Origin of the sequence: Companilactobacillus ginsenosidimutans, from assembly GCF_001050475.1 — a bacterium.
GTDB lineage: Bacteria > Bacillota > Bacilli > Lactobacillales > Lactobacillaceae > Companilactobacillus > Companilactobacillus ginsenosidimutans.
In genome coordinates, this window is record NZ_CP012034.1 from 1,863,883 (window position 1) to 1,876,635 (window position 12,753).

Sequence of the window (12,753 nt, forward strand, 5' to 3'; positions counted from 1 at the left end):
TTAATATTTCACCGTATTATCCTTAGGATTTATTCTCTTGGTGAATAGAGTGTATGACCAAATGAAGTAGATAAGAATAATTGGTACTAAGATACATGCAACAATTGTCATAACTGTCAATGTATAGTGTGAGTTAGCAGCGTTTGCGATTGAAATGCTGTTACCGTGTGTACCGATCATTACACGTGGGAACATACCATTAAAGATTAATACAATAACAGTACTTAGTGATAATCCACTACCTACGAAACTCCAGCCCTCTCTATCCTTTAGGACTCCATAGTAACCCAACAATGAGAATAAAACAATGAAGAGAATGATAATCGTTGTTGATACAGGTTTCTTAGTAAAGAAGTCTGTTTGGAAAATTACTAGAAGTGCGAAGACAACTTCGCCGGCGAATAGAATAGGATAAAGAACTTTGTTTAATTGACGAGCACGGTCACGGATAGGACCTTCCATTCTTAGACGAAGGAAGTTTAATCCATGAACAAGTGATAGAAGTACACCAGCAACACCACCAACAAGTGATAGCCAGTTAACAACGTCGAAGAAACCAAGTCCAATAGCATCACCGTTAGCGTTCAATGGAACACCTTGGATCATGCTTGTTAGCATCATAACCAATAGGAATGGTGCGAAGAAACTACCGCAGAAGAATGTCCACATCCACAAGTTTTTACCAAATTTTGTTTCAGCATGTTTTGTGAATTCGAACGAAACACCACGAATAATAAGTGAAACTAGAACTAACATTAATAAGTAATAGTAAGTTGAGAACAATGATGCATACCAGATAGGTAAGGCAGCGAACATTGCACCACCAGCTGTAACTAACCATGTTTCATTTCCATCCCAGTGAGGGCCGATTGAAGACATGATTGCTTCACGTTCCATTTGGTCGTGAGCAATTAGTTGTGTTGACATACCAACACCGAAATCGAAACCTTCCATGAAAACGAAGATGGCAAAAAGTAAACCAATTATAAGGAACCACAATATACTAAGTGTCATTATTTACCGAAGGCCTCCTTTGCAAAAGGATCCACGTTTTGCTTAGAATCCTTGTCCTCGAAATAAGGACCTTGATGCAATGTCTGTCTGCTGTACCAAACCATGACACCACCGAGGAATGTAAATAGTAAGAAGTAAAGAATGTTACTAAATAGCAAACTTCCAATGGTTGATGAAGGTGATACGGCTTGAGAAATTGTGAATAATCCGTAAACGATCCAAGGGTAACGACCAAATTCAGTTACGAACCAGCCGGCTGAGTTACCAATGAATGGAACCCAGATACCGATACCGAGGCAGTATAGCAACCACTTCTTGTTTTCGATAGTATCCTTGTTCTTACGTGAGAATAATAGTCCAAGAAAATCAAATACTAAGACTATGAATGCTACAAGTGTCATAATTCTGAAACTCCAGAACAATGTCTTTGCAGGTGGGTAAAAGTCGAGTTCTGAACCCATTTGAGTACCGAACTTCTTGTTACCATATTGATCATTAAGTTCTTTGTTAATGGTATTCATACCTTTAACTGAACCTGTTGTCTTGTGATATGTAAGAAGACTCAATACCTTAGGTAGTTCAACTTCACCAGAAGTCTTGTGACCCTTTGCATCGATTGTTTCAATAACAGTCCATGGAGCTGGGTCTTTGGTATTTTGATAAATACCTTCTGTTGCAGCGAATTTCATTGGTTGGTCTTTAATCATTTGTTGTGTTTGGAAATCACCAGCAAAGATTGTAAGAATTGAACCAACTAGTCCAACCCATAGACCGAATTTCAATGAAACTTTGAAGAAATGGTTTTCGCCATCCTTCTTACGAAGTAGACCCCAAGCACTCATACCGGCAATGACAACACCTGCTGTCATAATAGCTGCGATAATCAAGTGAGGGAATACTCTCCACAATTGTGGGTTAGCAACAACGTCACCAAAGTTTGTCAACTTGATACGTGTACGTCCACCCATCATTGCGATTGTGAAACCTGTTGGGTGTTGCATAAAACTGTTAGCAGCCAAAATCCAAATAGCTGATAACATAGTACCAATAGATGTCATCCAGATCATAAATGCGTGCCAACCTGGTGTGAATCTATCCCATGTAAACATCCAAATACCGATGAATACAGATTCGATAAAGAATGCTAGCAATGCTTCAATGGCCAATGGTGCACCGAAGACATCACCCATAAATCTAGAATACTCTGACCAGTTCATACCGAACTGGAACTCTTGAATAAGTCCTGTAACAATACCCACGGCGAAACTAAGTAGGAAAATCTTTCCCCAGAATTTAGCCATGTCGCGGTAAACTTTGTCTTTCTTGACACAATACATTGTTTCCATAACAGCAACTACAAATCCCATTCCGATTGAAAACGGAACAAAGAAGAAATGGAATACGGTAGTCATAGCAAATTGGAAACGTGCCAATCCGACAATGGTTAAACCAATACCGAACATATAAATAACCTCCTCCTATAACTTTATAGATTTACATCTATAACTACGTTTATCATATGATTAATTAATTAAATAATCAATAGTGATAAATGATTTATCGCGATATAAAGAACGATAAAAAAAAGCAAGCCTGAAAGGGCTTGCATTAATGCCTACTACGACGGCTTTTTGACGGATCGTAATTAGGATATGGATTAGAATTATTTTTTGAAGAATTATTAAAGTTTTGGTTCGAATCGTAATTTTGAGGCTGATTTTGATTTCCATAACTTTGATTTGGTTGATAACCTTGATCATTTGATTGATTGTTAGGAAACTGACCATTACCATCTTGACCATTATATTGATTATAATTTTGACCACTTGGATAATCTTGATTTTGATAATTCCCATAATTGTCTGGTGCTTGGTTAGGGTAGTTATTTTGATCAGATTGGTTACCGGGCCGATAGCCATTTTGATTTGGATAATCCTGATTGTAATTGTATCCAGATTGATTGTTATCTGGGTAACCATTATTTTGACTATTATCTTGATAGTTGTTTCCACTATATTGATTCTGGTCTTGGTTTCTCATGTAGCCATTATCGGGACTCTGTTGGTAATAATTGTTGTAATTACTTCTACTATATTGTTGTCGTTGCGAGTTCTCGTTGCTGGAATTAGTTGGCACAGGGTTCATGACCAAATCAACGATATCGATAATGACAACCACGGCACCTATAAAAATACCTATCCAGGCCCAAATTTTTAAGTAGGCGGTGTCAGGCAAGTCGGCGTTGATAATTCCGGTCACAGCTCCAATGACTAAGATGACTAATCCGATGATATCTGGGACGAGGCTGTAAGTCCGGTTAGTTGTGATGTAGACAATTCCGGTGACGATGTATGTGATGGCGATTAATATTCCTGCTGCGCCACCAATTGCGCCATTACCAATAAGAGCAGCAATGAAGCCTTCGAAACCAGTCTTAATCATCAATATGATTGATAAGAGTAATAATAATGAACCTGCAGATATTTTAGTAATTCGTACCATACAAAGGAATCCTCCAATGAACTTTTCTTCTATTGTATATCATCTTCGACTGTATATCATCTTCGACGAAATGATTAATTGGACCATACTTGTGTCCGACGTCAATGACGTTTTTGATTGCGTGGTAGGTAAATGTTTTGGCAATTCGGATGGCAGACTCTAGGTCTTTGCCTTTGGCAACCTCGGCAACGATGGCAGATGAAAGTTTGTCGCCTGTTCCATTGATATGTTCAGTTTTAACGTAAGGCTCTGAGATCCAGAATGATTGCCCATCTTCAAGTAGGACAAAATCTTCAACTTCATCCTGATCGTCGTTAGCGTGTTCACCTTTAATCATGATGTTCTTTGGACCAAGTTCTTGAAGCTTATGTGCAGCTTCGACAATTTCTTCTCGAGTATCGAGTTCCATACCAGACAACTTTTTAGCTTCATAAAAGTTTGGTGTGATGATATCTGCTAGTGGGAATAACTTGTCGATTAGTGTTTGATAGGCATCCTCTTCCAGTAACATGGCACCATGTTTAGTGATGATAACTGGATCTAAAACGAAAAATCCGAATGGCTTATCCTTGATAGCATCAGCCACAGTGTTGATTGTTTCTGAATCTGAAAGCATACCAGTCTTGAATGCAGATACTTTGAAATCATCTTTGATATCTTTGATTTGACTAATAATGAAACTAGAAGGCATAACGGTGGCATCATGGATACCGTATGAATTACCTGCTACGGCGGCTGTCAAAACTGACATACCATAAACTCCGCGAGCCATAAATGTTTTTAAATCAGCTTGTGCTCCTGCACTACCGTCAGAATCGGATCCAGCAATAGTTAAAACTTGTGTAAATTCATTCAAAATAAAGCCCCCTAGATTTTTAGATTAATTAAATATTACCAGTATTTAGGGTAAAGTGTCATATTTTAAGAACTTTATTGACATTAACGTTACGTCAACGTCTAAAATGAATTTTATCAGGAGGATTATTATGGAATATTCAATCAAAGAACTAGCAAATATCGCAGGAGTTAGTACGCGTACATTGCGATATTATGACCAGATAGATTTGTTGAAACCATTGCGAAAATCTGAAGCTGGATATCGTATTTATGGATCAGTTCAATTAGATAGGTTACAACTGATTATGTTTTATCGTGAGTTGGACTTTAAGTTAGATGACATTCAACGAATATTTGACGAGCCTGAGTTTAATCTCGTGAGAGCGATGCAGGAACAGTATCGCTTGCTCGAACGACAACAGGATAGAATAACCAGCCTTTTGAATACATTAGAAACAACAATAAAGAGTTATCAAGGAGACATTAATATGGAAGATTCAGAAAAATTTGCTGCATTTAAGCAGAACAAAATTAAAGAGAATGAAGAGAAATATGGTGCTGAAATTAGAGAAGAGTATGGAGATGAGACTGTTAACGACTCAAATAAGTTGTGGAATAATTTATCTGCTGAGCAGTATCAGATAATGAATGCGGTCGAAAGTGACATGGTTAGTAAGCTAATTGAACTAGATGACAGCAAGTTAGGACCATCCTCAGAACTAGGAAAGCAGATTTACGAAGATCATAAGCGTTGGCTAGAATTCTCATGGAAACAATATACACCAGCAATGCATAGGAATTTGGCAGACATGTATTTGGCTGATTCCCGATTTGGTGATTATTACAATTCAAAAGCAGGACGAGAAGTAGTTCAATTACTTCATGATGTGATTTACGAATATACAAATAACTAAGGGATGATATTAGTGAATAAATATACTGTTGATAAATATATAGAATTACGAATTGCTGAACCTGGGGATGCTGAAGATTTATTTCATTTGATCGATGATAATAGACAAGAAATGGAAAAGTATATGCCTTGGACGAAAGAAACAGTGAAGATATCTGATGAAGACAGATTTCTCAAATACTGTCAAAAAAGATATAAAGTCAGTCAGCTGTGGCCTATGACCATCATTGTTGATGGCAAGATTGCAGGGATGTTCGATTTTCATAACATTGATCATGAAGATCGCCATTGTGATATTGGTTATTGGTTAGGAAAAGAATTTCAACATAACGGTGTTATGACAAAAGTGGTAAAAACTGCGACTGAAATTGGTCACGGTGAATTGGGGATACATCGAATTCAGATCATGGCTGTTGTTGACAACGTTTCTAGCAACAATGTCGCTAAGAATGCTGGATTTACGCTTGAATCTACGCTAAAGGAATACGCATTTGATAGTGAAAAATATCACAATATGAACATTTATTCACACATTTTAGACTAAAATGTAATCGCTTTTATTACATTTGACACGTCAAGTATGACACCTTTTGCTTATAAACGCTGTCGTGACGGTATTTATAAACTGCATGCATGACATATAACTGTAATAATTAATTAATATATTGTAATAATATTTGTGAATATTATTGAAATGTTGCTGGTGACTGCGTTATCATCACTTATAGATATAAGATTTTTTTTATATCGTTATTCTTTAAAAAATTTAAAGAGGGGGGTAAAACGGTATGTCATTGTTTAAAAAGGCCATTGTTGCTGTTTCAGCTCTTGCATTAGCTGGTCCAATGATCGCAAACGGAGCTGCAGGTGTAGTTTCCGCTGCTGTTAGTGGTTCATCAAACGCAAAGACTGAAAAAGTTGCAAAGCCGAATACAAGCCTTAAGGTTCCACTTAGAAATGCTGACAACATTTTTAACTTAAAGCTTGATAAACAAAAGAACGGTTATGTTCTTGTATCAAACATTACCGCTTCTGGAAACAATGTTATTCAAAAAGGGGAGAAACTTGTTGTTAACTTCAACAAGGAGAACGTCGATTTGGATAACAGTTCCGTCATTACACAAGATAATGCAGTTCCTTTTACAGTCCAAAAGGATGCTGACAACGGGACAGTTACATATACCTTTACAAAGGATGTCGATAGTGGCAATTTCGTCTCAGCTATTGGGATAGCTACGAAGAATTTGTACACAACGACACATGTCAAAGCTAACTTCCAAGGTTCACCTATCAGTATTGCTGATAACAACCTAACATCGAAGTGGCAAAGTCCAGAAACGACTTATAGTTCAACTGGTACAAGTACTAGTCAACAATCATCTTATACAGCTGGTACTAGTCAGTATGCTATGACACAAGCTGCTTCAACGAGCTCGTCATATTCAACAACAACTAGTTACGCAACTACACAACAAGCTGGTAACGCTACAACGCAAGCAGGCGAAACTAACGGATACACACCAACTTTTGATGAAGCTGAACAAGCTGTAATGGGTCGTACAACATTTAGTGTTGCTGGCACAGCAACAAACACAGAAACATCTGCCAACCAAGCAACTACTAATAACGGCTCAACTGCTAAGACAGTTAACGACGCACTTCCAGCAACATCTAACACTGCTGCAAAGACATCGACTTCAACATCTACAACTAGTGAAGCTAACCAAGCTACACCTGCAAAAGATGCAACAAGTACTCAAACAGATGCACAAGCAACACAATCGGATACAACTGGTAACGCTGCATCACAGGCTGCCGCAACAGAAAACAGTGCTTCTACTACTGCAACTGTAGAGCCACAAACGACTACTTCAGTTCAAGCAAGCACTAATGCTTCAAATGTTATTCAAACACCAAATGGAAAAGCATCTGATCCAGAAGCTACTTTAAATAAAGTACTTCAAAATCGTGATACTGATCCAAATGCAAAAGTAGATGGCGATGATAGTTCCTATCAAAGCAATCCACAGTTTGAAAAGATTCGAACACAAGTAGCAACAAAAGCTCCTGCAGCAACTGCAGAAGAACAAGCACAGATGATTAAGACTCTTCCATATATTTGGAATTACATTTCAAATTCTGCGGATCAAAACCAAGTGTTCAATTTTGCAACACTTCTTACAACTGGTAGAACTGCATACACCACAATTAATGGTGTAGCAGATGCTAACAGTAGTAACATTCTTCAGCAACAAATGCCTACTTTATTGAAAGCATTTGGTTCAAATCTTACTGAAGATTCGTTTGATGACGCTATGGACATAGACGTTCTGTTAGAATCACAAGTCTACCAAGACTATTTAGCTGGTAAATATACAGCTACATCTGATGACACTTCATTAGATGCTTCCACAGCTTGGGCAAATATGAATGATCATATTTCAATTACGGCTGTTGATTCTAACACTGACACAACCGGAGCCAAATCTGTTGGACCAAGATTCTACAATGCTAAATCTACTTTAGATAATTTAGCATCTGAAGCTCTTGCAAAACAGAATGCTGAAAAAGCCGACAAATTGGTTGTTAACAAAGATACTTCTGCTAACGTAGCAACTACAGAAACAGAAGATACTTCAAATGCAACTGGTTCAAAACTTTTCTCACAAATTGAGAAAGACATCTACGGTAAGATGGGCGACGCTTCTTCAGAAAACAAAGCTCAAGTTCTTGGATCACTTCCAGGAATCTTGAACGATTTGTCAACAAACACAGCTTCGACAGACAAGACTGGTACAACAGCCAAATATCTACAAACTACTACGGATGGAAGTAAATACTTAATAACGTTAAATACACAGCCAATCACTGGTAGTTCAGATAAATATTTAGCTAATTTGCCACAAGTCTTCAAAGCATTTGGTGACAGTCTTAAAGAGGGTGACTTTGATAAAGCCATCAACATGCAAGTTATGGAAAATTCACAAATTTACCAAGATTACAAAGATGGTAAATATGTGCCAGAATCATTAGTAACAAAGAAGACTGTTGATAATAGTAGTGATTTGCTTCCAGCAATTCTATTAACTATATTGGCATTCCCACTTGTTGCATTAGCAATGGGTGTTGTTACAATCCTTACAGCTCCAATCTGGATTCCATTAGCAATCATTACTTGGGGTGTTGTATTTGCAATTACAGCTCTTCCAGTTGGATTGTTCTACATGACACTCGGTCTATTGTTATTACCATCATTGGTATTATTCCCAATCATGTTAATTGTTTCAGCATTAGCCGCATTGCCATTGTTAGTATTAAACTTGATTCCAATTGTTAACTTGATTACTGTTCCAATTTCATTAGTAATCTTAGCTCTTACATTTGTATCAGGATTTGTAGTGTTATCATTCATTCCTGCAGTATTAGTTGCCGCAGTTATTGTAATTGCTGGTATCGCACTTCCAATTATCATGACCATTGGTCTTGTAATTGCACAAGTTATTGCCGGAATCCTATCACTCATCTTGGGTGGTTTGATCGTTATGCTACTTCCTATTACAGCATTATTAGGTATTATTATCGCCGGAGCATTTAGTTTACTCGGATTAATCGGATTCGCATTAATTGCTGGTTTGATTATCGGTGGTGTTCTTGCATTGATCGTTGCCGGATTTGCTGTCCTAACTGTTCTTGCTGGTGGATTCGCCGGTGTTATCGGATTAGGATTAATTGCAGGTATGGCAGTTGTTATTCTTGGATACTTGGCATTCTTAGGTGGTGGAATTCTTGCAGGTATTGCAACCTTCTTGATTCTATTAGTCTTAATGCCTCAGTTCTTGGTATTGAACTTCATGTTATGGTTCATCGGATTAGGATTTATGGCAGTAATCTTGCCTGACTTAGCAATTCCAAGTCTTTACTTAGCATTGCTAATTGGTGGATTAATGATGTTATTCTTCATTCCTGGACTATTGATTGCATTGTCATGGCCATTCTGGGCAGGACTTGTTCTTGCAATCTCAATTCCAATTGTTGAACTTGCAGCATTGATTGCATTACCATTCTCATTCATTCCATTGTTTGGATGGATTGCTGATGCTATCGTTGGTGTAATCATCTTGATTCAAGCTATTGCCCTTACTATCGCTGTTGTTGCTCCTATCGTTATCGGAGTTCTTATGATGACAGTTGGTATTATCGGATTTGATATTGCTGCTGCAGCCGCACTTGTTCTTGAATTAATCAAGAAGAAGCAAAAAGCTGAAAGAGCACATGTCAATATTGATGCAAGCTGGCGCTTACCAATTCACCCAGTCGGTTTCTGGACAAAGAGTGATCCTTTGGCAAATGCCTTAGCTTAATGTTTCAGCATTAAAAATAGATATAAAAAAAGTGTGGAGCGATTTAATCGCCCCGCACTTTTTGTTTGTCTTCCTATATTAAACTAACTTAGGATTGTTTTCTGCCAAGTCGCGGTAGAAGTCTGCCATTGTTAAACGGTAGTAAGGAATTAACCAGATTAGTCCGATTCCCATTGTGATGAAAGCTAATAGCCACCAGCCGATGAAGCTTAGTTGTAGTACGAAGTAGTCTGCTTTGTGTCCATCCATTAATTGACGACTTCTTGTGATGAAGTCTGTTAATGAATACCCGTTAGCTTGATCCTTGTCAGATAAGTCTTTGTAAATGAAGTATGCCTGTGAATAAGACATTGCCTTGATAATTCCAGGTATAACTAGAAGTAATGACCATAAGAATACTAATACTCCCATAACGATGTTCAAACCAATTAACTTGTACCAGTCAGGATTTTTAAATCTTGAGAAGTTACTTTGAACTGGTTGGAATTGTAGTTCAGGATTTCTGATCCAATCTAAAGCTTGGAAATCTGCTGAATTACCAATTAGAGTAATTACTAATCCTACGATAATAGTTATCAATGATGTTGTTCTCATTGTTGAAGCCATTTGGTTAATATTATCTGGATTCATATTATTTCCAAAATTGAGCACTGACTGGATTGAACCAGTAATCCAGCCGTATAACATAGTAATCAAGTATAGTAAGATACCTGTACCCCATTTTCCCCTTAGAGTATCTTTGGCATCTTGTTTCAATTGAGCTCTTGTTCGATAATTGTTCACGATAATTCCCCCTTTATAAACAAAGTCTACCGAACAAATCAATTAAAGCAAAGAATTTTTTTATAAATAATACGTTATGATATGTGTTAAAGGCTATAATGTTAATTAATAATTATTTATAAATTTATCAAAAGGGAGTGGAGAAATATGTCAGTTGGCTTTATTGGTGCTGGTAGTATCGGTGGTGCAGTTATCACTGGTCTCGTAAGAAATGGATTTGATAATGATCAAATTATCGTTAAGGGTGGAAAATCTAATACTGCTAAAGATCTTCAATCCCAATTAGGGTTCAAAATGGTTCAAAAGATCAAACAATTAACGGATCCAGAAGTTATCTTCATCGCAGTAGGAGATACTGCCCTTGACAGCGTTTTAACTGAGTTAGAGCCTGTTGCTAGTGGAAAGCTAGTTATTGCCTTCACGGGTGGCGCTACTATTGCTAGATTGAAGAAGAAGCTTGGTGGCGACGCAAAGGTTGCTACTGCAATTCCCAATACACCTGTAAAAGTTGGTGCCGGTTTTACTGGAATTACCTACTCAGAAAACTTTTTACCAGAAGATAAGAAGAAAGTCGCTTCAATTCTTGGATACACGGGTCAAATTGTTGAAGTTCCTGGCGAGCAATTAGGAATTTTAGGAACAGTAGCTGGATGTAGCCCTGCATTCTTGGATCTATTCATTGAAGCTTTGAGTGATGCTGGTGTTAAACATGGTTTGAACCGTCAACTTGCATATGATGCTGCGATTGGAATGGCCATTGGTGCCAGCAAGTTAGCTAAACAATCAGATCTAAGTGTCCCTGAATTAAAAGACGAAGTTACATCACCAGGCGGGTCAACTATTCGTGGCGTTGCGGCTTTGGAAGAAAACGGATTCAGAAATGCCGTCATTAAAGCTGTTGATGCAGCTGAAGGCGAATAGTATAGTATTATATAATTAATAAATGTTTAAAACTAAGGTTGTGACGAGACTCTATTTCCGTTGGCGCCCATGCTAACAGAGTTTTGTTCAAACCTTATTTTTATTTTCATAATGAGGGATGATTTGTATGAATAAAGAAGGAAATGTGACAAAAAAGGTAACTTCAGCAGTGTTGGGAATATTAACTTTAGCATTATTGGGGACAGCATTTACTGCACCATTGAATGATAGTTTTGGATCACAAATGAGTAATAACGACGTTGTGACTAGAAAGAATGCTAAACTTTCAAAGCCAGTTAAAAAACCAAGTAAGGTCAAGGATGTAGAAGTTAAGGCTCCACAACAAGCTAAAACTGAGTCAGCTTCAACTAGCCCTGCCAGCGTACTTTCAAAATTAGGTAGTATCTCAACTTCAAAAGTTAAATCTGCTGCAAAGGATGAAGCTCAAGCCGCACAATTGATTCAAACAGAAACTGGAATGACGGCTGCCAAATCTGAAGCTGCCGCACAAGTAGTATTTTCAAATGCGAAATATTCAGCCTTGAGAAGTGATTTGAGCAGTGGAAATTGGATTGGTGCTTATCAGCAATATTCTAAGCTCTCAAGTGATGGCACAATTGCTCAACTACAACAAAGTCTAGCAAATTAATATTTTGCCATGCATATGAATATGTTATAGACTGTTAATAACTTTTTACAACTTATTGATATAGAGAGGGAATATCATGCGTAGGAGAAAATCATATCGGGCAGCGGTCTTGGGGATATTAATGGCCATCATTTTTGTCCAATCAATGGTGCCATTATTAGGCTTTATTCCGACTGGATTCGTCAATATTACAATTATCCATATCACCGTTATAGTCGCCGCAATTGTGCTTGGACCAACTGATGGTGCAATTGTTGGATTAGTCTGGGGTATCGGGACAATTATCAGAGCATTGACTAGCCCAACATCAATCATTGATACAACGGTATTTACCAACCCAATCGTAGCGATTTTGCCTAGAGTTTTAGTAGGATTATTTGCTGGATGGGTATATCTTTGGTTTAAGAAACATAATACTCATAAAGTTTTAGGGATGGGAATTGCTTCTGCCGTAGGATCAATTACAAATACCGTATTGGTACTCTTCTTGATGAGAGTCATGTATGCCAGCACATTGTCACAGGCTTATGCTACACAAACATCAGCCTTGAATGCAGTGTTGCTTGCTATTGTTGGTACTAATGGTGTAGCGGAACTTATTGCTGCTATTATCATTGGACCTGCAATTGCTACTGCTATCTTGAAGACTAATAAATTTTTAGATGAATAAAGACCTGTATGAGAAATCATACAGGCCTTTTTGGAGATTGTTATTATAACGATGTTATGTCTTTTGCTTGATAATTTGTTTTTACATTGATATTCTTACGATA

11 protein-coding genes are annotated in these 12,753 nt (G+C 37.6%); 6 read left to right on the forward strand and 5 right to left on the reverse strand.

From position 1 onward, the window contains the following. From cydB to thiD, 4 genes are all read right to left on the reverse strand, one after another. The gene (gene cydB / locus ABM34_RS09405; protein ID WP_157023297.1) at positions 1-1,017 is read right to left on the reverse strand and encodes a cytochrome d ubiquinol oxidase subunit II; all 1,017 of its coding nucleotides are present in this window, start codon (positions 1,015-1,017) and stop codon (positions 1-3) included. After that, positions 1,014-2,477: a cytochrome ubiquinol oxidase subunit I gene (locus ABM34_RS09410; RefSeq protein ID WP_048705272.1), complete on the reverse strand. Its 1,464-nt coding sequence runs from the start codon at positions 2,475-2,477 to the stop codon at positions 1,014-1,016. Before ABM34_RS09410 ends, cydB begins: the two co-directional genes overlap by 4 nt. A gap of 145 nt (positions 2,478-2,622) precedes the next feature. Continuing rightward, the gene (locus ABM34_RS09415) at positions 2,623-3,516 is read right to left on the reverse strand and encodes a hypothetical protein (RefSeq protein ID WP_048705273.1); all 894 of its coding nucleotides are present in this window, start codon (positions 3,514-3,516) and stop codon (positions 2,623-2,625) included. After that, the gene (gene thiD / locus ABM34_RS09420) at positions 3,500-4,375 is read right to left on the reverse strand and encodes a bifunctional hydroxymethylpyrimidine kinase/phosphomethylpyrimidine kinase (RefSeq protein WP_232298638.1); all 876 of its coding nucleotides are present in this window, start codon (positions 4,373-4,375) and stop codon (positions 3,500-3,502) included. Before thiD ends, ABM34_RS09415 begins: the two co-directional genes overlap by 17 nt. A gap of 127 nt (positions 4,376-4,502) precedes the next feature. Between thiD and ABM34_RS09425 the strand changes: the two genes are divergently transcribed. From ABM34_RS09425 to ABM34_RS09435, 3 genes are all read left to right on the forward strand, one after another. Then, positions 4,503-5,267: a MerR family transcriptional regulator gene (locus ABM34_RS09425; protein WP_048705275.1), complete on the forward strand. Its 765-nt coding sequence runs from the start codon at positions 4,503-4,505 to the stop codon at positions 5,265-5,267. A 12-nt stretch (positions 5,268-5,279) separates the two neighbouring features. Continuing rightward, complete coding sequence (locus ABM34_RS09430; protein WP_048705276.1) at positions 5,280-5,810, forward strand: GNAT family N-acetyltransferase; 531 nt, start codon at positions 5,280-5,282, stop codon at positions 5,808-5,810. A 244-nt stretch (positions 5,811-6,054) separates the two neighbouring features. Further along, the gene (locus ABM34_RS09435; protein ID WP_048705278.1) at positions 6,055-9,627 is read left to right on the forward strand and encodes an MFS transporter; all 3,573 of its coding nucleotides are present in this window, start codon (positions 6,055-6,057) and stop codon (positions 9,625-9,627) included. Between the two features lie 78 nt (positions 9,628-9,705). Here ABM34_RS09435 and ABM34_RS09440 read toward each other — a convergent pair whose 3' ends face one another. After that, positions 9,706-10,410: a DUF975 family protein gene (locus ABM34_RS09440; protein ID WP_232298591.1), complete on the reverse strand. Its 705-nt coding sequence runs from the start codon at positions 10,408-10,410 to the stop codon at positions 9,706-9,708. A gap of 147 nt (positions 10,411-10,557) precedes the next feature. Here ABM34_RS09440 and proC point away from each other — a divergent pair, with 147 nt between their 5' ends. The 3 genes from proC (at position 10,558) to ABM34_RS09455 (ending at position 12,650) form a co-directional block, all read left to right on the forward strand. Next, positions 10,558-11,331 (forward strand): pyrroline-5-carboxylate reductase, encoded by a 774-nt coding sequence (gene proC, locus ABM34_RS09445; RefSeq protein ID WP_048705280.1) that lies wholly within the window; start codon positions 10,558-10,560, stop codon positions 11,329-11,331. Positions 11,332-11,458: 127 nt separating this feature from the next. Further along, the gene (locus ABM34_RS09450; RefSeq protein WP_048705281.1) at positions 11,459-11,980 is read left to right on the forward strand and encodes a hypothetical protein; all 522 of its coding nucleotides are present in this window, start codon (positions 11,459-11,461) and stop codon (positions 11,978-11,980) included. A 73-nt stretch (positions 11,981-12,053) separates the two neighbouring features. Next, positions 12,054-12,650, forward strand: coding sequence for an ECF transporter S component (locus ABM34_RS09455; RefSeq protein ID WP_157023299.1), 597 nt, complete (start codon positions 12,054-12,056; stop codon positions 12,648-12,650). Positions 12,651-12,753: the final 103 nt, after the last annotated feature.